15 protein-coding genes are annotated in these 20794 nt (G+C 69.7%); 6 read left to right on the forward strand and 9 right to left on the reverse strand.

Features of this window, described 5'->3' with window-relative positions; translation table 11 throughout:
• Positions 1 to 65: 65 nt before the first annotated feature.
• On the reverse strand, positions 66 to 2147 hold the full coding sequence (locus VN461_07700; GenBank protein ID HXB54650.1) for a RiPP maturation radical SAM C-methyltransferase: 2082 nt from the start codon (positions 2145 to 2147) through the stop codon (positions 66 to 68).
• A gap of 235 nt (positions 2148 to 2382) precedes the next feature.
• Here VN461_07700 and VN461_07705 point away from each other — a divergent pair, with 235 nt between their 5' ends.
• From VN461_07705 to VN461_07715, 3 genes are read left to right on the forward strand one after another with little or no spacing between them, the layout of a single operon-like run.
• Positions 2383 to 3732: a TolC family protein gene (locus tag VN461_07705; protein ID HXB54651.1), complete on the forward strand. Its 1350-nt coding sequence runs from the start codon at positions 2383 to 2385 to the stop codon at positions 3730 to 3732.
• Positions 3729 to 4712: an HlyD family efflux transporter periplasmic adaptor subunit gene (locus VN461_07710; protein HXB54652.1), complete on the forward strand. Its 984-nt coding sequence runs from the start codon at positions 3729 to 3731 to the stop codon at positions 4710 to 4712. The genes VN461_07705 and VN461_07710 overlap by 4 nt, the downstream gene beginning before the upstream one ends.
• A complete protein-coding gene (locus VN461_07715) occupies positions 4709 to 7768 on the forward strand; it encodes an efflux RND transporter permease subunit (GenBank protein HXB54653.1) in 3060 nt (1019 codons plus the stop codon). Before VN461_07710 ends, VN461_07715 begins: the two co-directional genes overlap by 4 nt.
• A 40-nt stretch (positions 7769 to 7808) precedes the next feature.
• On the opposite strand, the gene VN461_07720 is transcribed toward VN461_07715, so the two are convergent.
• From VN461_07720 to radC, 4 genes are all read right to left on the reverse strand, one after another.
• Positions 7809 to 10136, reverse strand: coding sequence for a sulfatase (locus VN461_07720; protein HXB54654.1), 2328 nt, complete (start codon positions 10134 to 10136; stop codon positions 7809 to 7811).
• Entirely contained in the window at positions 10133 to 12148 is a 2016-nt protein-coding gene (gene metG / locus VN461_07725) for a methionine--tRNA ligase (protein HXB54655.1), read from the reverse strand. The genes VN461_07720 and metG overlap by 4 nt, the downstream gene beginning before the upstream one ends.
• Positions 12145 to 13332 carry a nickel pincer cofactor biosynthesis protein LarC gene (larC, locus tag VN461_07730; protein ID HXB54656.1) on the reverse strand — a complete coding sequence of 396 codons (1188 nt, stop codon included), beginning with the start codon at positions 13330 to 13332 and terminating at the stop codon, positions 12145 to 12147. The genes metG and larC overlap by 4 nt, the downstream gene beginning before the upstream one ends.
• Before the next feature lie 63 nt (positions 13333 to 13395).
• The gene (gene radC, locus VN461_07735) at positions 13396 to 14097 is read right to left on the reverse strand and encodes a DNA repair protein RadC (GenBank protein ID HXB54657.1); all 702 of its coding nucleotides are present in this window, start codon (positions 14095 to 14097) and stop codon (positions 13396 to 13398) included.
• A 140-nt stretch (positions 14098 to 14237) separates the two neighbouring features.
• On the opposite strand from radC, the gene VN461_07740 reads away from it, so the two are divergent.
• Genes VN461_07740 through VN461_07750 form a run of 3 tightly spaced genes read left to right on the forward strand, consistent with a single transcriptional unit; the run spans position 14238 to position 17164 of the window.
• Positions 14238 to 15062 (forward strand): type II CAAX endopeptidase family protein, encoded by an 825-nt coding sequence (locus VN461_07740; GenBank protein HXB54658.1) that lies wholly within the window; start codon positions 14238 to 14240, stop codon positions 15060 to 15062.
• Positions 15059 to 16498 (forward strand): S8 family serine peptidase, encoded by a 1440-nt coding sequence (locus tag VN461_07745; GenBank protein ID HXB54659.1) that lies wholly within the window; start codon positions 15059 to 15061, stop codon positions 16496 to 16498. The genes VN461_07740 and VN461_07745 overlap by 4 nt, the downstream gene beginning before the upstream one ends.
• Positions 16499 to 16516: 18 nt before the next feature.
• On the forward strand, positions 16517 to 17164 hold the full coding sequence (locus tag VN461_07750) for a hypothetical protein (GenBank protein ID HXB54660.1): 648 nt from the start codon (positions 16517 to 16519) through the stop codon (positions 17162 to 17164).
• A gap of 4 nt (positions 17165 to 17168) precedes the next feature.
• Here VN461_07750 and era read toward each other — a convergent pair whose 3' ends face one another.
• Genes era through VN461_07770 form a run of 4 tightly spaced genes read right to left on the reverse strand, consistent with a single transcriptional unit; the run spans position 17169 to position 20693 of the window.
• Positions 17169 to 18083 carry a GTPase Era gene (gene era / locus VN461_07755; protein HXB54661.1) on the reverse strand — a complete coding sequence of 305 codons (915 nt, stop codon included), beginning with the start codon at positions 18081 to 18083 and terminating at the stop codon, positions 17169 to 17171.
• A complete protein-coding gene (locus tag VN461_07760) occupies positions 18080 to 19294 on the reverse strand; it encodes a hemolysin family protein (protein ID HXB54662.1) in 1215 nt (404 codons plus the stop codon). Before VN461_07760 ends, era begins: the two co-directional genes overlap by 4 nt.
• Positions 19291 to 19728 carry an rRNA maturation RNase YbeY gene (ybeY, locus tag VN461_07765; GenBank protein ID HXB54663.1) on the reverse strand — a complete coding sequence of 146 codons (438 nt, stop codon included), beginning with the start codon at positions 19726 to 19728 and terminating at the stop codon, positions 19291 to 19293. The genes VN461_07760 and ybeY overlap by 4 nt, the downstream gene beginning before the upstream one ends.
• A gap of 8 nt (positions 19729 to 19736) precedes the next feature.
• Positions 19737 to 20693: a PhoH family protein gene (locus VN461_07770; GenBank protein HXB54664.1), complete on the reverse strand. Its 957-nt coding sequence runs from the start codon at positions 20691 to 20693 to the stop codon at positions 19737 to 19739.
• Positions 20694 to 20794 lie beyond the last annotated feature (101 nt).

Genomic DNA, 20794 nt, shown 5'->3' on the forward strand with positions numbered 1-20794 from the left:
CTTCTTCTTCTTCTTGGCCGGCTTCTTGGTGGTCTTCTTCTTGGCCGCCTTCTTCTTTTTTGCCATCAGTCCTTCCTTTCATCGATATAGGGGATACCCACGAGCTCTCCGATCCGCAGCTCGCCTTCGCCGTTGATCACGAAATGCGAGGGCGCCAAAGCGGAGGGACGGCGGCGCCCCCGGGTGAGGGGTCGACCCAGCGCGCGGACCACGGCGTGAAAACGCTCCACCACGGCCCGGGTGGGGGCATACTCGCCGAGGGGAACGGCCAAGGCGAGAAAACGCGTGCCCTCCCGGATCACAAGGCCGGCGTCCACGAGCCGTCCCAGGCGGTCCTCGATTTCCTCGACCGTCGCCGCCTCCCGACCCCGTCCACCGGTGGCGTCCGCCAGGCTGCGCAGGTCGACGGCGGCATCGCAAGCCAAATAAAGGAGCCGGTCGAGACCGCTCAGAACCGTGAGGGGCTGGCGGGCCGCTGGCCTCAGGTCCCACGCCAGCAGGCGTCCGCCCGCGTCCACGCTAAAGAGGTCGCTGTCTCCGCGACTGGACGTCCTTGCCCATGCGCGGAGCGCTCGGACGAGTGGGCGCACGTAGTCGTCCACGTTACGAGGCTCCCGGTAGGTAAAGCCGAAGAAATAGGCCAGGTTGGCGCGGGCCTCTCCGCTCAGGGCGGGGTAGAGGAAGTGGTAGGACGGAAGGGGCACCACCTCCTCGAGCCCCAGCCGCTCCGCCTCGAAGAAGTTCGGGCTGAAGCGGTCGAGGCGGAGGTCCGAGAAGCCGATCGGCGGAGCCAGGTGCGCGAGTTTCGGCACCAGGCGCGCCATGCGGGCGTACTCCGCGGGGTCTTCTCCGGGGAAGCCCCAGATGATGTTCCAGTGGGGCTCGACGCCCACCTCCTTGCACCATTTTAGGAGCTGGATGTTCTGGAGACCCGTCACCCCCTTGCGCATGATCTTGAGAACGGAGTCCGAGAAGCTCTCGATCCCGGGCTGGATCCGGCGCACCCCTGCCTGGCGCAGGAGCCGGACCTGGTCCTTCTTGAGGTTGGACTTGGTCTCGTAGAAGAGGTCGACGCCCAGACGCCGCTCGGCGAGGGCGGGGAGGAAATCCTTGAAATAGCCCATGTCCAGGATGTTGTCTGTCACTTGGATGTCACAGCCCGGATGTTCCGCGGCCAGCTGCGCGAGCTCATCGACGGCCCGGCGCGCGGACTTGCTCCGATAAGTCATGCTGGATCCGTTCAGACCGCAGAAGGTGCAGTGGCTCCTCTCGCCCCACCAGCAACCACGGGAGGTCTCGAAGAAGAGGCTCGCCTCCCACTCTCGGGGGTAGCGGCTGGCCCCGAACTGGTCGAAGAAGTCGCTGAAGTCGGGATAGGGCAGGTCGTCCAGGCGAGGAGTCGTGGGCGCGTTCGGGAACGTGCCCCGGCGGAACTCCTCCTCGACCCCCTCTCTGGTCCGAACCCCGGGCAGGCCGGAAAGGGGCCGGGAGGCGAGGGCGCGGCGCGCCAACTCCGGCAGGACGTACTCCCCCTCCCCCGAAACCACCGCGTCCAGGAAGGGAAACTGGCGCACGGCCTCTGCCCCCATGACGCCTTCGCAGTTGGCCCCGCCCATCACAACCATCGTCTCGGGGAGGGCCTGCTTGATGCGCCGGGCTAGAGCCAAGGAAGCCAGGTGTTGCTGAAAGGTGCTCGTGAAGCCCACCAGGGCCGGACGGTCGCGCACGATCTCGGCCAAGCAGGCCTCGAGGAAAGGCGCCACCGCTGCTCGAACGCGGCGGATGCGGCGGGCGCGGGCCGCGGTGACCGGCTTGGCGGAGCCCCGGTAGGTGACGGGATCCGGACGCCGCAGGACCTCCGCCACGTAGCGATCCTCATCCTCCGGGCACGAGGGGAAGAGCGCGCTCGAGAAGATCCACTCGCCGGCGAGCGTGATCAGCGGCGGCCGTCCCTCGGCCGCGATGTCGGAATAGAAAGCCTGGCCGATCCGCTCCGCGAAGTCGAGGGAGAAGTAACGGACGCGCGCGGCCATCCCCTGGGCCGCGAGGCTCGCTTTCAGAAGGCTGAGGGCAAGAGACGGCGAGAAGAGGGGGCCAAAGGGCATCGACACGAGCCACACGCTCCTCAACTCCGTCGCCCTGCTCATGGATTTGTTACATACGATTCTCGACAGGCGTTGCGGCGGTGTCAAGAAAAAATCCCGCCCCAGATCGCCCGCGCGGAGCATCCCAAGCCCCGGTGTTCGCTCATGGCCCTCGATCTTTTCCGGGCTATGATGGCGCCCGGTTCTCGTGCCCACCGTGATGCGACCGAGGGAGCGTCGTCCCGGAGAAGCGGGGTATCGTTGCCGGGTCTGGGATCGGCCCGGGATGGAGTGGCAGGTGCGCGATTTCAGGGCGGGCCGCGGGGAGCGGAGGTCAGGGCCGGGGCGAGCAACGTGGTGGTGCGGCGTCCTCGCGCTCGTTCTGCTCGGGGCGAGGGTAGGGGCCGCGGACGGCTTGACGCTGGAGGAGGCGCTCGCCCAGGCCCAAGCCGCCAATGCCCGGCTTCCGATCGCGGCCCGGGAGGTCGAGGTCTCCCGGCAGAAGGAACGGGAAGCCCGGGCCGAGCGCTGGCTCAAAGTGTCGCTGGAGGGGGACGTGATCTATGCGCCGCCCTCCAGCTATGACGCCACGGTGACGAACCTGGGCGAAGAGCGCTTCCAGGTCATCGGCCGGCAGCCCCTCTATGACGGAGGCGCGCGGCGGGCCGCGGTCCTGCGCGCCCAGGCCGGGACCAGCGCGGCCAGCGCCCGCCATCGCATGGCCGTGAAGGACGTGGATCTCGAGGTGCGGGGGCGCTTCGGCGAGTGTGCGCAGGCGGAGAGCGAGGTCGCCGCGCGGCGGGAGGGGATCGAACGTCTGCAGCGGTACCGCACCTGGCTGCGCAGCCGCCAGGTCTCGGGTCAGGGAGTGGCGGCCGATCTCCTGAAGACCGACGTTCGCCTGGCTTCCGAGGAGGCGGATCTGGCCGGGGCCGAACGCCGTCGTGACGGGGCCCGGCTGGAGCTGAACGACCTCATGGGGCGGGACCCCCAGACGGCGCTTGAGCTGGCCCCGCTTCCGGACCCGGCGCCACCTCTCGGCGCCGAGCCCGAGGCCTGGCGAAAGGCGCCGGAGCTCTTAGAGGCGGAGGCGAACCGCCGGTCGGCAGAGTCCGATCTCCACATCGCCCGCGCGGAGCGAAAGCCAGTGCTCTTCGCCAGCGCCGACGCCGGCCTCTGGGGGTCGGACACCTCCCATCTCCTTCCTCCCGATCTCAAGGCCGCCACCCCCGACGCCGGCTTCGGCGACCGCCTCCGCCGGGACGCCGGCTACTCCTTGAGCGTGACCCTCTCATGGCCGCTATGGGATCTCGGCGGTCGCCGTGCCCGCCTCGCCCAGGCCGAGCTCGCCTTGAGCCAGGCCAGTGGGCAGGAGGAAGTGCAACGGCGCCAGGCGCGGCTCCAGTGGGAACAGGCCCGCGTGGCCATCGCCGGGGCCTACCGGGAAATCCTGATCCTGTCCCGGGCCCTTCCCGACGCCCGGGACTCCTATCTCGAAGCGGAGAGCCGATACCGGGGTGGGGCCGCCTCCTCGCTCGAGGTGCTGGAGGCCCACACTGCGTCCGTGGACGCAGCGGTGCGTCTCTCCGAAGCCATGCTGCGCTACCGGATGGCGGAGGCCCTGGCCATCCGCTGGGGTACCCCATGAGGCGGTGGGCCCTCGCTCTGGCCTGGCTTGGCTTCACGACCGCCTGTCAGCGTACCCCCGCGACGGAGGCCGAGAAACCCGGCCCGGAGGGGGGCTCGGGGGCCACGCCCGTCCATGTGGTCGGGGTCGCCCGCGCCACGTTGCCGCACGTCGTCACCGGACCCGGGCGAACGCTGGCCCTGGTCCAGCAGAAGGTGCGGGCCCCCTTCACGGGGACGCTCCTCGAGCTTCTCGTAACCGACGGCGACCCCGTCCGCCGCGAACAGATCGTGGGCCGGATCGTCTCCCGCGAGAGCGAAGCCGCCCTCACCGGCGCACGCCAGATGAAGGCGGAGGCCCAAACCCCGAGAGAGAAGGAGGACGCCGAGCGCGCGCTGGCCCTGGCGGAGGCCAGGCTGGTGCGCGCGCCTCTCCTGGGCGCGGCGGAGGGCGTCGTCCTCTCCCACGCGGCCAGCGCCGGCGACCGGGTCTCCGAGGACCAGGAGATCCTCACCATCTCGGCCGCGGACTCCCTGGTCTTCCAGGCCGACATCACCCAGGCGGACCTGCCCCTCATTCACGCCGGCCAAGGGGCGGAGGTCGTGGTGCCCGGGCGCCCGCGGAGCCTGACCGGGCTCGTCCACGGCGTATTGGCCGCCGCCATCGCGAGCGACCTCACCGTGCCCGTGCGCATCGACCTCGTACCCCTCCCCCCGCGCCTCCCCGTGGGGCTCTTCGGGACCGCCCGCATCACCGTGGGCGAGCGACGCAACGTGCCCGTGGTTCCGCCCGCCGCGGTCCTGCGCGACGACGTCAGCGGGCTGTCGCGGATCGCGAGCGTGAGCCAGGAGGGGCGCGTGCATTGGATCGCGGTCACCACCGGCCTCGTGGATGGTGAGCGGGTGGAGATCCTCTCCCCCGAGCTGGGCGCGGAAGAGCGGGTGATCGTCTCCGGCCAGGTCGGCCTCCCGGAGGGCAGTCCCGTCGACGTCCAGCCATGACGCTTCTTCGGCGCAGCCACCAGCGGGCCACCGCCATCTTCCTGCTCGTGGCGATCCTGGCCGCGGCCGGCCTTTTTCTGGCCCTCGACCTCCCCTCCTCCATCTTCCCCTCCGTCACTTTCCCCCTCGTCAAGGTCATCGCGGATGTGGGAGAGGAACCCGCGGCCCGGATGATGCCCACGGTTACGCGCCGCCTCGAGGAGGCGATCCACCGCGTGGTGGGGGTGCGGCGCGTGCTCTCCACGACCTCGCGGGGCTCGACCGAGATCGCGGCCGAGTTCTTCTGGGGCACCGACATGCAGGTCGCGCTGCAGCGGGTGCAAGCCGAGGTGCAGCGGATCCGCCCCGATCTCCCCGCGGACGCGCGGATCGACGTGGAGTGGATGAACACCTCGGTCTTCCCGGTTCTCGGCTACGCCCTCACCTCCGACTCCCGTGCCGGGGCCGAGCTGTGGGATCTGGCCGAGTTTGGTCTCAAGCCCCGCCTGATCCGGATTCCCGGGGTCTCCCAGGTGCAGATCCAGGGCGGGCGCCGGCGCGAGTTCCAGGTCCGACTCGATGCGCAGGGCCTGGCCGGGCGCAAGCTATCCCCCGCGGACGTGGTGGATGCCATCCGAAAGAACAACCAGATCCAGTCCGCGGGACTCATCGAGCAAAACCATGAGCTTTACCTGTCCCTGGTGGACGGTCGCGCGCGGGGCCTGGCCACGCTCTCCCAGATTGCGATCCCCGTGCCCGGGGGCGGGGTCCCCGTCCGCCTCGGTGATCTCGGCTCCATAGCGGCCGGGGAGGCCGTCTCCTATATCCGCACCACGGCCAATGGGCGTCCGGCCGTACTCATCAACATCATCCAGCAACCCTCTGCGAACACCCTGACCATCGCCCAGGGGGTGGCCGACCTGGTGAAGGCCCACCCTGAGCTTCTGCCCCCCGACGTCCACTGGAGCACGTTCTACGACCAGGCCGAGTTCATCCAGAGCTCGGTCCACGGCGTTCGGGAGGCGATCCTCATCGGGGTGGCTCTGGCCGCCCTGGTGCTCTTCTTCTTCCTGCGCGACCTGCGGGTAACCCTGGTGGCGGTGGCCACCATCCCCCTCGCGGTGGCGCTGGTTCTCCTGGGGCTGGCCGTGTGCGGCCAGACCGTGAACCTCATGACCCTGGGTGGCATCGCGGCCGCCATCGGACTCGTGGCCGACGACGCCATCGTCGTGGTCGAGAACATCCACCGCCATCGCGAGACGGGCGCCTCTCCCGACCCCGCCCAATCGGGCACGGCCGAGATTCTGCCCCCCCTCATTGGCTCGAGCCTCTCCACCATCGTCGTCTTCCTTCCCTTCGCCCTCCTGGCCGGCGTGGCCGGAGCCTTCTTCCGTCCCTTGGCTCTGACCATGTCGCTGGCCCTGCTGGTCTCCTTCCTGTTGTCCGCCTTCGTGGTGCCGGTTGCGGCCCGGGTCCTCGAGCGTCGAGGCGGGCGGGAGCCGGTGCCCTCCACCCCCTCTCGCTTCGCCCGCCTCGTCCAGTTCCTCCTGCGCCACGCCTCCGTAGCGGCGGTCTTGGTTCTAGTGCTGCTGGCGGGGGGTGCTGTCCTCTACACCCGCATGGGAACCGACTTCCTGCCCGCGATGGACGAAGGCTCGATCATCCTCGATTACTGGACACCGCCCGGGACCGCGCTCACTGACACCGACGCCATGCTCAACGAAGCGGAGAAGATCATCCTCTCCATCCCCGACGTGGAGGGGTACTCCCGACGAACCGGGACCCAGCTCGGCTTCTTCATCACCGAGCCCAATCGCGGGGACTACATCATCCGCCTCAAGCCCAGATCCGGCCGCCGGGGCGTGGACGCCGTGACCGACGACCTGCGCCAGCGGATCCACGCCGCCGAGCCCGCTATCCGCACGGACTTCGGCCAGCTCCTGGAGGACAACATAGGAGATCTGACCGGCGGCGTTCCCCAGCCGATCGACATAAAGGTCTTCGGCGAGGACCAGGCCACCCTCCAGGAGAAGGCACGGCGCGTGGCCGAGATCGTTCGGGGAGTCCAGGGGGTGGAGGACGTGTTCGACGGGATTGTGATTGCCGGACCCGCCCTCCAGGTCCGGGCCCGCCCGCTGGAGTTGGCCCGTCACGGCCTCACCACGGAGGACCTGCACGAAGCCATCCAGCCCGCGCTGGTGGGGACGGTGGCGGGAGACCTGCTGATCGGAGAGCGCGTCTACGACATCCGCGTCTTCCAGCGTCCGGAGTCCGGTTTGCAGAGCCTGCGGGTCCGCTCGCCCTCCGGCGCGTTGCTCCCCCTGGAGACGCTCGCCTCTCTCGAGACCGGCCCTCCCGAAGCCGAGATCAGTAGAGACAGCCTCCGAACCTACGTGGGCGTGACGGCCCGGCTCTCGGGTCGCAGCCTGGGGAACACCGTGGATGAGATTCGCCGCAAGCTCCAAGCCAGCCTCCCCCTGCCCCCCGGCATGTCGATCGAGTTTGGGGGCCAGTACGAGCAGCAGCAGTCCTCGTTCAAGGGGCTCCTGGGCGTGCTGGTGGCGGGTCTGCTCCTGGTGGCCGTGATTCTGCTCTTCGAGTTTGGAGACTGGCGGGCGCCCCTCCTGACCTCGCTGATGTCGATCACCGTCCTCACCGGCGTCTTCGGGGCCCTGATGGCCACGGGCATGACGCTGAACATCTCCAGTTTCGTAGGGGCGATCATGATGGTGGGTATCGTGGGAGAGAACGCGATCTTCGTGATCCACGAGGCGCGCCAGGGCCTCCGGCGAGGAGACACGGTGCCCGAGGCGTGGGCGGCGGCCGCCCGGCACCGAGCACGACCGGTGGCGATGACGGTACTGGCCACGGGCTTCGCCCTCGCCCCCTTGGCCGTGGCCCTGGGCCAGGGGTCACAGCTGCAGCAGCCCCTGGCCATCGGGGTCATCGGCGGGTTCCTGCTCTCCGGCCCGATCGTTCTGCTCGTGCTCCCCGCGCTCTATTGCTGGCTGGATCCCCGGGGGCGTCTCGGGACTCCATCCGCGGCCGTGGGCGCGGACATCCCTCCGTCCGGCTAGCTCGCCCCCCTTGCCGGGGCGGGGTCCGGTCCCCTCCCCCCTATTTGCACTCCGCCACGACGTACCCGAGGCTGAGCAGGTTTTCGCACAGCTCCCGCGTGGGCTTCACGGCCACCGCTCCCGCCCCGCGCCGCTGACCGAGGCGGACGATCCAGTGCTGCAGCTCCTGGCGGTAGTAGGCGGCGCGCACGGGCTGCTGGGCCCCGATGTCGCGGGTCTCGCCCGCGTCCGCTCCCCGCTCGTACAGGGCCTCCTCCCCGGTGCGCGTGTCGTAGAGGAAGGCGAAGCGCGGATCGCGGATCGCGTAGCGTGGGCGGTCCCAGACGGAGCGGGAGAGGACGAGGGGTTTGCCGGGCGCCCCCTCCAGAACCGGGAGCAGGCTCTGGCCCTGGAAGGCTTGCTCGGATCCTCCCCCGCCGAGCACGCCGAAGACGTCGGCGATGGTGGGCGCGAGGTCGAGGAGGTCCACGAAGACAGGGATACGCCGCCCCCTTGGGCCGCGGCCCCCGGGGAAGCGCACGATGAGGGGCACATGGACGCTCTCGTCGTATACCTGCACGTTGTGGCCGATCCAGCCGTGCTCCTGGAGGCCCTCCCCGTGGTCCGCGGCCACGATCACCACCGTCCGCTCCCAGAGCCCTTCCGCCTCCAGCGCCTTCCGCAACGCTCCCACCTCCTGATCCGCGAAGGCCAGGTTGCCGTCGTAGAGCCGCACCAGGTGCTCTCGCTCCGCGGGGGTGAAAGCGCGCCGACCTTGATTGATGTCCGTGATCCAGCGGATGTCACGGCGGACTTGGGGGGGAATGGGGCCCTCGGGGCCGAACCGGGTGTCGAAAGGAGGCGGGGGGTCGTACGGGAAATGGGGCTCCCTAAAATGGAGGTAGGCGAAGAATCGGGAGTCCCGGTGGGCGGCCAGGAAGGGCGGCACCGCCCGTCGGAACACCTCCGCGCCACTGCCCAGATCCCGGAACACTTCGTGGAACTCGGAGAAGCCCCGGTCGAAGCCGAAGCCCGCCCCCGCCACGGCGTTGGCCACGAAAGCGGCGCTGAAGATTCCCCGGGCGGACAGCAGCTCGGCCAGGGTCAGCCGGTCCTGGGGCAAGCGGGCGGAGAAGGACACCTCGCTGTGATGCCGGTCCGGGTATTGCGACGTCCAGACCGAAGCCATGGCGCCCAGCGTGTAGGCGGCGGGGGTGAAGGCGTTCTCGAAGACGGTCCCTTCGGACGCGATGCGGTCGATCTCGGGCGTGGTGGGTCGGGCGTAGCCGTAGGCCCCGAACTCGCGGGCCCGCGCGGCATCCAGGATCACGAGGAGGACATTGCAGCCGGCCAGCGACCGGCGGAGGGACTCGGCCCCGCCCCCCTCTTCGCTCGAGGGGGGGGCCTTCGCCAGCAGCGAGTCCGCTTGGCCTCGGCCGAGCACGCGCGGCGCACGCCACACTCCCCAGGCGAACCGCTCGGCGGGGGCGGGTCCGACCTGCAACCCGAGGCGCACGATGTCCCCCGGGGCCCCGGGGAGACCCAGTACGACCTCCCGGGCCCTCGGTTCGCGGGCCGAGATCACCCGGCTCCAGATCACCCTCTCCCTCCCCCCTTGTTCCTGGTCCTCGAAGGTGACCTTGAAGGAGGCCGCCCCCGCGGCCGCCCGCGCCCCCGGGTGCAGGTCGGGGGTGAACCGCAGTTCCGCCGCCGGGGGCAAGCGGATGGCGAAGCGGACCAGGCTCGGGCCGACGAGGGTCAAGGAGGGCGCGCCCTGGACGAGGGTGACGGAGAAGGGCCGCGGGGCATCACGGCCGAGCAGGTCCTCGAGCGTCGGGTCGCCGGCCCGGCCCACGGTCAGGCTGTAGAAAGCGGCGGCAAGCTGCCGCCGGTCGGCGTTTCTGGGGTCGGCGGCGGAAGGGGATCCGGTGGCGGCGAACAGGAAGCCCAGGCGGTTCTCACCGATGCGCTGGGCCTCCGCGGGCAGGGCAACCCGATAGCGGTAGCGCTCGTCGTTCAGGATCAGGCGCCCCACCGGCTTTCCGTTCAGCCGGACCTCCGCGCTCTGCGCCTTCAGTCCCCGGTAAGGGGCGAGGTCCAGAATGGCCTCCCGGGGGAACGCCTCCCGCCATTGGAAAGCAATCTCGGCCTCCCCCTTGGCCCAGAGGAACGTCTCTCCCCCGCCTCCCGCCTCCCGGTAGAAGCCCTCCGCTTCCTGCGGCCCCGCCCCCGGCGTTCCGAAGAGCAGCACCTCTCGGGCCGACCAGCGCTCGGCCACCCCCGTACGCTCGGCCAGATCGTAGGCCACCCGCTTGGGGCTGAAGGGACAGCCGATGAGGAAGGCGAGGAGGGGCGCGGCCAGGGCCGCGCGCGAAAAGCGGCGGATCACTTCACCTTGGTCCCGGGGGCCACGTCGGCGTCGAACGTGCAGAGCACGGCCCGGCCGTCCAGGGAGGCGGCCAGGACCATGCCGTTGGACTCGACGCCCATCAGCCGGGCCGGCTTCAGGTTAGTGACCAGGACCACCTTCTTGCCCACGAGCGCCGCCGGCTCGTAGCTCTCCGCGATGCCCGCCACCACCTGACGGGTCTCGCCCCCGAGATCCACTTGGAGTCTCACGAGCTTCTTCGAGCCCGCGATTCTCTCCGCTTCCTTGACCTCGGCCGCGCGCAGCTCGACCTTGGCGAAGTCGGTGATATCGATCTTGTCTCCCGGGAGGGGGAGGTTGGGGTCGGGCGGGGGGGTCACGGACACGGTCTCCTCCTTGTTCGTCTTCTTGTCGAGGCGTGGGAAAAGGGGCTCGATGGGGCCGAGCGGGGAGCCCGCGGCGAGCAGACCCCAGGAGGCCAGGTCCTCTGGCCCGGGCTGCCGATCGAGGCCCAGCATGCGGAAAATCCGGCCCGCCGCGCGGGGGATGACGGGAGATGCGCAGACGGCGACCACGCGGATGGCCTCCAGGAGGCGGTAGAGGAAGGCCTCGAGGTCGCGGCGGCGGGACGGATCCTTGGCCATCTCCCAGGGAGACTGCTGGACTATCGCCTGGTTGAGCTGCGACACCCAGCTCCAGACTTCGGACAGTGCCCCCGCGAAGTCGAGTGCTTCGTAGCCGTCCAGGACCTTCCTTCGTAGTCCGGGCGTGGCCGCGTCGAGGGGGGGATCATCCTCGAAGAGCTCCCCTATTCCCTGGGCGAGCGCGACCCGGGGTTCCCCGGGGATCGGATGGCGATTGACCGGCTTCGCGGGTACTCGGCCCCCGCAATACCGCTCGACCATGGTCAGGGCCCGCGAGACCAGGTTCCCGAGGTCGTTGGCCAGATCCGCGTTGTACCGGCTCAGGAAGGCCGCGTCCGTGAAGTCCCAGTCCTGGCCGAACGAGCCCTCGCGCAGCAGGAAATAGCGCACCGGGTCGGGGCCGTTCTGGTCCACCAGGGCCTCGGGGTCGATGACGTTGCCCGTCGTCTTGCTGAGCTTCCTCCCGTTCTTGGTCAAAAAGCCGTGGGCGAAGATCCGGTTGGGCGGGGGGAGGCCGGCCGCATGAAGCATGGCCGGCCAGTACAGGCAGTGGAAGCGGATGATCTCTTTCCCCACCAGGTGGAAGCGCTCGCCTTTGCCCTCCCAGTACCTTACGTAGTTCTCCCGCCGCGCGGGCTCCTCCTCCCCGAAGCCCAGGGCGGTGATGTAGTTGGCCAGGGCATCCATCCAGACGTAGAAGACGTGGCCGGGCTCGTCGGGCACCGGGATTCCCCACTTCACCCGCGCGCGGCTGATGCTGACGTCCTGGAGTCCCTGCCGGATGACGGAGAGCACCTCGTTGCGCCGGCCCGCGGGATCGATGTGCAGGCGCGGTTTCTCGCCCTCGATCATCTGCTGGAGCCAGCCCTCATAGGCGGAGAGCCGGAAGAACCAGTTCTCCTCCTCCGTCCATTCGCAGGGTAGCTCGTGGATCGGACAGACGTTTCCCGGCTGCTTCAGCTCGTCCTCGGTCTTGAAGTCCTCGCAGCGGGGGCAGTACCAGCCCGCGTACTTGCCCTTATAGACGGCGTCGCGACCGTCGGGGCCCTTCGCCTTGCGGAGCGCGGCCCACAGTTTGAGGAAGCCCCGCTTGTGAATGGAGTCGGTGGTTCGGATGAAGTCGTCGTATTCGATGTCCAGGCGCTTCCAGAGGGCCTTGAACCGCCCGGCGATGATGTTGCAATAGTCCTGGGTGGGCAGCCCCTTCTCGCGGGCGATGCGCTCGATGTTCTGGCCGTGCTCGTCGGTCCCGGTGAGAAAGAACGCGTCGAGATCGCGGAGGCGGCGGGCCCTGGTGACGGCGTCGGCTGCGATCGTCGTATAGGCGTGGCCCACGTGGGGCACGTCGTTGACGTAGTAGATCGGGGTAGTCACGTAGTACGAGCTCATGAAGACCTCGGGCTCCCGCCCCGGTAGGCGGCCAAGGCCGCCGCCCAGACCTCCTTCAGGGGCACCTCCCCCGCCCGGGCCGCCCGCTGGCAGTCCTCGAACTCGGGCTGGGCGTTGTAGACCCTCCCCCCGCGGCGACCCACCTTGACGCCGATCGCTCCGTAGGGCGTGCTCACGGACACGACCTCACGGTCGAGTACCGTCCGCTCCCAGGCCTGGCGGCGTACGCCCAAAGTGGTCGTCTCCGCGAAGAGGATCTCCTCCAGGGCCTCCCGCCGCTCGGGATCGGCGAGGACGGTCACGAGGATACCCGGGCGGCCCTTCTTCATCTGGATGGGCGTGAAGTAGACATCCAGGGCTCCCCCGCCCAGGAGCCGCTCCCCCAGCGGGCCCAAGAGCTGGGGCGACATGTCGTCGATCTCCGTCTCCAGCACCAGGACGAGGTCCGCCGTCGCCCCCGCTCCCTCCTCCCCCACCAGGAGCCGCAGGACATTGGGCCGCCCGGGGGTCTCGCGGGACCCGGCGCCGTGGCCGATCCCCGAGGGCCTCATGAGGGGCAGAGGTCCGTAGGCGCTCGCGTAGTCCGTGACGAGGAGGGCGCCGGTGGGCGTGAGCAGCTCCCCCTCTCCCGCCCCGTAGACAGGAACGCCTTTGAGGAGGTGAGCGGTGGCGGGGGGCGGGACGGGAAAGGTGCCGTGGGACATCGTGACCGAGCCCGTGCCCACATTCAGGGGCGAGGACAGGTAGCGGTCGGCCCGCAGCCAGGCCAGGCCGACGACCCCGCCCACGATGTCCACGATCGAGTCGATGGCGCCTATCTCGTGAAAGTGGACCTTTTCGGGCTCCGTACCGTGGACGGTCGCTTCCGCCGTGGCCAGCCGGCGAAAGAGGCCGGCCGCGCGCTCCTTCACCGCCCCTTCGAGGTCACTCCGCTCGATGAGACCAAGAATCTCCCGCAGGCCGCGATGGCCGGATCCCGCCGGCGCCTCAACGCGCACCTCCACCTTGGTGGCATGCAGCCCCGCGCGGTGGACGCGGTGCGCCTCGACCCCATAGCCCGCGAGGGGGACCCGGGCCAGCTCGGCGCGCAGCCGATCCAAGGGCAGCCCCAGGTCCACGAGCGCTCCCAGCAACATGTCACCGGAGGCCCCGGATGCACAATCGAAGTAGACGATTCGGCTCATCTCCTCCCGCGCCTCCGTCCGCGGACCGCGTCCCCCCGGCTCACCCTCTTCACGCCGCCGCCCTCACAGCGCTCCTCTTTCCTTCAAGCTCACGAAGCGGCCCGCTCCCAGGACCAAGTGGTCGAGAACCTCTATTCCCATGAGCTCGCCTGCCGCGCTCAGGCGGCGGGTCAGGGCCACATCCTCGGTCGACGGCTCGGGGTCGCCCGAGGGATGGTTGTGGAAAAGGATGAGCGCCGCGGCCCGCGCCAAAATCGCCTCCTGGAAGACCTCGCGGGGGTGGACCAGGCTGGAGGTGAGGCACCCTACCGAGATCACGGCCTCCCGCTTCAGCTTGTGGCGCACGTCCAGGGCCAGGAGCCCGAAGGTCTCCACGGGGCGGGTGCCATAGCGCGGCAGCAGGTAGCGCGCCGAATCCTCTGGCGTGCGGAACGCCGGCCCCGGCGAGCGACCGTCGCTGGCGAGGCGAGCCCCCAGCTCGAAGGCGGCGAGCACGCGGGCCGCCTTGGCCCGGCCCAGGCCGCGCGCTCGCTCCAGCTCCCCCAGCGAGCGTGAGGCCAGCTCATGAAGTCCCGCCCCCAGGACGCCGTCCGCAAGGTCGAGGGCGGAGGCCCCCCGCGACCCCGTGCTGACCAGAAGGGCCAGGAGCTCCCGGCTCGACAGGGCCGAGGCGCCGTGGCGCGCTAGCCGTTCCCGCGGACGTTCTTCCGGGGGCAGGTCCTTCAGCCGCCGCGGGCCCGACTCCGTATCCGCCCCCTCGCTCATCGCCGTCCTTCCCTGCCCCGAGGCCCGGAAAGCGTCCCCCCTCGGTGTCGCATTCTCGCCCAGGCCCAAAAGGTCGATGTTAGGCCGCCCCTCTCCCCCATTCAAGCAGAGACCGGCGCTTCGGAGATAATGCCAGCCTCATGGGCGCACCCAGGTCCGATCGCTCCCCCGACGCGCTTCCCGGCCTCTGGGCTCTGGCCGTGGCCGTCGCGGGGACGGTCGCCATGTGGAAAGGGATGGTTTACGGGCGAGGTCTGGGCCTCGACCTCCGTCAAACGCTCCTCGTTGGCGAGCTGCTTCTCGTGGGCCCGGGGCTCTTGGCCTTGGCCTTAGCCCGCCTGCCCCTCGTCGCCTCTCTCCACCTGAACCCCGGGGGTCGCCGGACGACGCTTCTCGCCGTTGCCGGCGGGGGCGTTTTCTGGGGCACGAGCTACGGCCTGCTCGAGCTGCAGAACGCCTTCTGGCCTCCCGCCCCCGGCTACCTTGAAGGCTTCCGGCGACTGCTCGAGGCCCTCCGGCCCACGGGACCCCTCGATTGGGCCTTCTCCCTGGCCGCGATTGCGGTAGCCCCCGCCGTGGCCGAGGAGGTGCTGAGCCGCGGCATCGTCCTCCCTTCCCTCCGCGGGCCCCTCGGGGATGGCGGCGCGGTGGCGGCCTCCGCGGTGGTCTTCGGCCTCATGCACCTCGATCCCTACCGCCTCCCCTTCACCGTCATGATGGGCCTCGCCTTGGGCACCCTGCGCGTGCGGACCGGCTCGCTCGTCCCCGGGATCCTCGCCCACGCCACCCTCAATGCCCTGACCTTCACCGCCGCCCCCTTTCTGGACGACGCGGCCCAGGCGGTCCCCGACCCGCGCCCGCTCCTGGGCGCGGCCGTGCTCCTCGTGGGGGGCGCCCTCTCCGTACTCTTGATTACCCGCTTTCCGTTGACTCCGACCCAGCCCCCGCCTAAACTCTCGCCATGAAGAGATCGGCTCGCGTGATTCTCCTCGTCTGCCTCGGGTGCTGGCCCGCCCTGTGGCCGCTACGGGCGGGCGAGCCCGGCCGGGTGATGGTGGCCACGGAGGCGGGGACCCGCAGCATCGCCCCCCACGCGGCCGCCCACCGCGCGGGGACCTTTGTCCCGGGCGAGCTCATCGTGCAGTTTCGCGAGGGCACCGACGACGGGGTGGTAGAGCGGACGCTGCGCGACGCGGGGGGGGCGCGGGCCCGGCGGGCCTTCCGGGGGCAACGCTACCTGGTGAACGTGGATCCCAGCCTGAGCTTGTCCCGAGCCATGGAGACCCTGCGCGCGCGGGCGGAGGTCGACTACGTGGAGCGCAACGCGGTGATCCGCAAGGCCCAGGCGTCCACCTTCACCCCCAACGATCCGCGCTTCCCCATCCAATGGAACTTCAAGATGATCGGGGCCGAGCGCATGTGGGCCATCCAGAAGGGGAGCCCGTCGGTCGCGGTCGCGGTCGTGGACACCGGGATCGCCTTCGAGGACTATAACGATCCCGTCACCGGCCAGGTCTTCCGGAAAGCCCCCGATTGGTCCTGCCGAGGGGCGGCGGGGTGCAACGACACCGTCTTCCTGCAAGGCCACGACTTCATCAACAACGACGACCACGCCAACGACGACGACCAGGACTCTCACGGCACCCACGTGGCCTCAACGATCGCGGAGAGCACCAACAACGCCTTCAGCTTCACCGGCCTCGCCTTCGGCTGCGCCCTCATGCCCGTCAAGGTGCTGGACGAGACCGGCAGCGGCACCGTTTTCTCGGTGGCGAACGGGATCGACTACGCGGCGAACTTCAGCCAAAACGGCACGAACCCGGTCAAGGTCATCAACATGAGCCTGGGCAGCCCCGACTCCAGCACGACCATCCAGCGCTCGGTGGATGCGGCCTTCGCCAAGGGGATCGTGATCGTGGCCGCGGCCGGCAACGAGAGCAAGGGCTCCATCGACTATCCGGCCGCCCTCCCCAACGTTATTGCCGTGGGGGCGCTCGACGCCCGCAAACAGACGGCTTTCTACTCCAACTTTGGCCCCCAGCTCAGCGTGGTCGCCCCCGGCGGCGACTGCGACCGCAACGACTCCGGCAACGCCTTCGGCGCGGACTGCGTCTGGCAGCAAGGGATGAATCCGGACGAGGTGGCCCTCGGCCACTACGACCAGTTCCTGAGCCTGGGCCTGGCGGGGACGAGCCAGGCCACCCCCCACGTATCGGCCCTGGCCGCCCTCCTCATCTCGCAAGGAATCACCGATCCCTCGGCCGTGCGGGCCGCCATCGAGCAGACGGCGGAGCGGCTGGGCGGCGCGAGCCCGGGCGGCCGCAACGACACTTACGGAAACGGTCTCATTCGGCCCGACGCCGCCCTGGCGGGTCTCGGCTTCAACCAGGGCCCCAACTAGGGCGGGAGCGGAAGACCAATGACACTCGAGCGAGCGATCGTGGCCGTGGCGTCCTTCGGCCTCCTCTCCGCCATTGCGGCGCCGGCCCGCGCCCAGGGGCTCGCGTTGGACGGGCAGGTCGGCTACTACAGCCTGAGCAGCGCCAGCAAGTCGGCGAACGCGGTCTTCGGCTCCGCGGGGGGAGCCACCTACGGGGGCAGCCTCAGTTACGCCTTCGATAGCGGCTTCTACCTGGAAGGGGGAGCCCGCTACTTCAGCAAGACCGGGCAGCGGGTCTTCCTGGCCAGCCCGAGCGGACCCGTCTTCCCCCTCGGCTTCCCCTTGAAGATGCGGCTGGTGCCCATCTTCTTCAACGTCGGCTTCCGCTTCGGGGGGCGGGGCCCCATTGTTCCCTACGTGGCGGTGGGGGGCAGCGTCACCTCCTTCCACGAGGAGAGCACGGTCGCGGGAATCACCGACTCGCAGGACTCGACCAAGGGGGGCGGCCAGGTGCTGGCCGGTCTCGAGTTCGGCAAGGGCCACCTTCGCTTGGCGGGGGAAGCCGGCTACGCCTTCGTGCCCAACACGGTGGGCATCGCGGGGGTATCCAAGGTCTACGGCGAGAAGGACCTCGGCGGCTTCTCCGTGGTGGGCAAGCTCATCTTGGGCTTCTCCAGCCGGAGGTGACCGCCTAGTCCTCGCCGCCTTTCTCGCGCAGGCCCATCTCCTCGAGGGTGGCCGCGTCCTCGCGCCAGCCCTCCTGGACCTTCACGAACAGCCCCAGGAAGACCCGGGTTCCCAGGAACGCTTCGATCTGGAGGCGGGCCTCCGTCCCCACCGCTTTCAGCATGGCCCCCCCCCGCCCGATGAGGATCCCCTTCTGGCCCTCCCGCTCCACCAGGATTTGGGCCTGGATGCGGACGAGCCCCTCCTCCTCCTGGAAGGACTCCAGGAGCACCCCCGTGGAGTAGGGGATCTCCTCGCGCGTGTGGTGGAGGATCCGCTCCCGGATCATCTCCGCCACGAAGAAGCGCTCGGGCTGGTCGGTGAGGAAGTCCTCGGGGTAGAGCCGCTCTCCTTCGGGGAGGTGGTCGAGCAGCAGCCCGGTGAGGCGCTCCACGTTGTCCCCCGTGCGCGCGGAGATCGGCACCACCGCCGCGAAGTCCAGGAGGCCGCGGTAGGCCTCGATGACGGGCAGGATCCGCGCCTTGGCCACGGTGTCGATCTTGTTGATGCCGAGGAACACGGGGCGGCCGGCCTTCTTCAGCAGATCCCGGACGTAGCGATCCCCGGGGCCATAGGGCTCCCCCACCTCCACCAACCAGAGGGCCACGTCCCCTTGACCCAGGCTCCGCACCGCCGTGCTCACCATGCGCCGGTTCATTTGGTGCATGGGCTTGTGGATGCCGGGGGTGTCGAAGAGAACGATCTGGCCGCCCGGCCGGTTGACCACGGCCAGGATACGGTTGCGCGTGGTCTGGGGCTTGTCGGAGACGATGGCGACCTTCTGACCGACCAGGAGGTTCACGAGGGTGGACTTGCCCACGTTGGGGCGCCCCAGCACGGTCACGAAGCCCGAGCGGAAGGAGGGACCCGCCTCGCTCACGCGGGGACCGGCGCCGGCATGCGCCGGAAGCGGACGCGGTTGACGCGCTTCTTCTCCGCGTCCACGACTTCCAGCACGAAGCCTCGAAACTCCGCCTGTTCCCCCGCGCGGGGGATGCGCCCGAAGACGTTGGCCACGAGGCCGCCCACGGTGCCGATGTCCTCTTCCTCGGCCAGCGGCGTCTCCAGCGCCTGCTCCAGCCGGCTCAGGCTCACCCGTCCCGCTACCAGCACCGAGCCGTCCGGCTCCACCGTGATGGGGTCGGTCTCCACGTCGAACCGATCCTTGATCTCCCCCACCAGCTCCTCGACGATGTCCTCCACCGAGACCAGCCCGGCCGTGCCTCCGTACTCGTCGATGACCACCGCGAAGGTCGTGCGCTGGGCCTGCATCTCCTTGAGCAACTCCGCGATCCGCTTGGTCTCGGGAACGAGGAACACGGGGCGGGCCAGCGAGCGCAGGGACTCCCCGGGGTCCCCCTCGTGGTCCATGAGGTCGCGGACCTCGGCCACCCCCACGATGTCGTCCAGGTTCTCGCCGTAGACGAGGATGCGGCTGTACTTGGTCTCCCGCATGACCCGCCGGAGGTCGGCCACCGTCCCCCCCGCCGCCACCGCCACCATGTCCGGCCGGGGGGTCATCACGTCCCGCACCTGGGTTTCCGAGAAGCGGGCCAGGGAGTCGGCGAGCCGGCCTTCGTCCGGGTCGAGCACGGGCGGGGGTGGGACCTCGGGCACCCCCGTTCCCCCCGCCGCCTCGCCCTCGGAGTCGGGGAGGGCCCGCTTGCGCAGCGCGGCCACTAGCGGAGAGAGGGCCTGGGCGTACAGATGGAAGGCGGGCAAGAGGAGGAGCAGGGAGCGCTCGGGGTTGCGGCGGACGAGGGCGTAGGGGACGCTCAGGCGGAAGACGAGCAAGTAGGCCACCATGGCGGCGAAGGCCACCAGCATCGCCCAATGCGCGAGGTGCTCGAGGAAGAGGGAGGTGATGACCACCGTCATCCCCACATGCGCGGTGTAGGTGCCCATGTGGATGGGCATGAGCAGGGTGGGCGGGTCGTCCAAATACCGGTTGGCCAGCTCGGCCCGTGTGTTGTGAAGGGCCACGTGGGCCAAGCGGCGCCGCTTGAGCAGGTAGAAAGCGGCCTCCACCGAGGCCAGGGCGAGGGAGGCCAGGGATAGGAGGACGAGCAGGAAGACGTCGAGCCAGATCACGCCGAGCCCACCAGCCGCCGCCGCAAGCGCTCCTCCAGCCGGTCCATGGTTCCGTCGTCGGTCTCGTGGTCGTAGCCGAGCAGATGCAGGAAGCCGTGGAGGGCGAGGATGTCGAGCTCCTGGGCCAGACGGCGCCCCTCCCCGCGCGCGTTCCGCTCCGCCGTCTTCACGCTGATCACGATGTCACCCAGGCCCTCGCGTCCCCCCGACCCCGTGAAGGAGAGCACGTCCGTGGGCCGGTCGCGACGGCGGTATTCTCGGTTCAGCCGCCGCAGGGTGCCGTCCCCGGCCAGGACCAGGGTCACCTCCCCGGAGACGCGCAGGACGGCCGCGGCCCCCACCAGGACGCGCCGCAAGCGCCCCGCGTCCACCCGGCGCCGCCGCTGCCGGTCAATGAGAACGACACCCAGGGACGACCTCCCCCCGCGGGCCATGCCCTTCCCTACTTGGAGGGGGCCTGGGCCGCCCCGTAAGCCTCGTAGGCCCTGATGATCGCCTGCACCAGCTTGTGGCGCACCACGTCCTTCTCGTCGAAGTACGAGAATGCGATCCCCTTCACGCCCGAGAGCACGGAGATGGCCTCGATGAGCCCGGACACCTTCCCGGGGGGAAGGTCGATTTGGGTGATGTCCCCGGTGACCACCACCTTGGATCCGTAGCCGATGCGGGTGAGCACCATCTTCATCTGCTCGCTGGTGGTGTTCTGGGCCTCGTCGATGATGACGAAGGCGTCGTTCAGCGTGCGCCCGCGCATGAAGGCGATGGGGGCGACCTCGATGGCGTTGCGTTCGAGGAGACGCGACACCCGCTCGTAGTCCAAGAGGTCGTAGAGGGCGTCGTAGAGCGGCCTCAGGTAGGGATCCACCTTCTCTTGGAGGTCGCCGGGGAGGAAGCCCAGCTTCTCCCCCGCCTCCACCGCGGGCCGGGCCAGGACGATGCGGTCCACCGACTTGTTGAGCAGGTTGGCGACGCCCTGGGCCACGGCCAGGTAGGTCTTGCCCGTGCCCGCGGGTCCGATGCCGAAGACCATGTCGTGCTGATCGATCTGCTCGAGGTAGACCCGCTGGTTCAGGCTTCGCGGCACCACCACCTTCTTGCCGCCCCGCACCGCCGCTTTCATCAGGTAGTCGCGCAGGCGGGTGGCCCCGTCCCGGGTGAGGAGCTCGGCGGCGAGGCGCACGTCCCCCGTGGAGACGGCGTAGCCGTCCTTCATGAGCGCGGCCAGCTGCAGGAAGACTTGGCCCACGATCTCCGCCCCCCCCTCGTCTCCCTCCACCAGGAGCTCGCTGCCCTGGCTCTTGATCCTCACCTTGAGGGTGTCCTCCAGGAAGCGCAGGTTCTCGTCGTGGGTACCGAAGAGTGCCTCCACGCCCCGCTCGGGGACGGCAATCGTCTTCATGGCCGGCTCAGCAACAGGGCTGGGAATGCTGCGCAGGGGCGGGACGTTTGGGAGCGTCGGTCGGCATGGCGGAGAGTCTATCACAAGGCGGGAGGCGCTCC

The sequence above is a fragment of the Vicinamibacteria bacterium genome (assembly GCA_035570235.1).
GTDB lineage: Bacteria > Acidobacteriota > Vicinamibacteria > Fen-336 > Fen-336 > DATMML01.

Coding starts and splice junctions, on each gene's coding strand:
- VN461_07750 (HXB54660.1), top strand. CDS start 16,517: ATGACACTCGAGCGAGCGATCGTGGCCGTGGCGTCCTTCGGCCTCCTC.
- radC (HXB54657.1), bottom strand. CDS start 14,097: ATGAGCGAGGGGGCGGATACGGAGTCGGGCCCGCGGCGGCTGAAGGAC.
- VN461_07745 (HXB54659.1), top strand. CDS start 15,059: ATGAAGAGATCGGCTCGCGTGATTCTCCTCGTCTGCCTCGGGTGCTGG.
- metG (HXB54655.1), bottom strand. CDS start 12,148: ATGAGCTCGTACTACGTGACTACCCCGATCTACTACGTCAACGACGTG.
- ybeY (HXB54663.1), bottom strand. CDS start 19,728: ATGGCCCGCGGGGGGAGGTCGTCCCTGGGTGTCGTTCTCATTGACCGG.
- VN461_07715 (HXB54653.1), top strand. CDS start 4,709: ATGACGCTTCTTCGGCGCAGCCACCAGCGGGCCACCGCCATCTTCCTG.
- VN461_07740 (HXB54658.1), top strand. CDS start 14,238: ATGGGCGCACCCAGGTCCGATCGCTCCCCCGACGCGCTTCCCGGCCTC.
- VN461_07770 (HXB54664.1), bottom strand. CDS start 20,693: ATGAAGACGATTGCCGTCCCCGAGCGGGGCGTGGAGGCACTCTTCGGT.
- VN461_07710 (HXB54652.1), top strand. CDS start 3,729: ATGAGGCGGTGGGCCCTCGCTCTGGCCTGGCTTGGCTTCACGACCGCC.
- VN461_07700 (HXB54650.1), bottom strand. CDS start 2,147: ATGAGCAGGGCGACGGAGTTGAGGAGCGTGTGGCTCGTGTCGATGCCC.
- larC (HXB54656.1), bottom strand. CDS start 13,332: ATGAGCCGAATCGTCTACTTCGATTGTGCATCCGGGGCCTCCGGTGAC.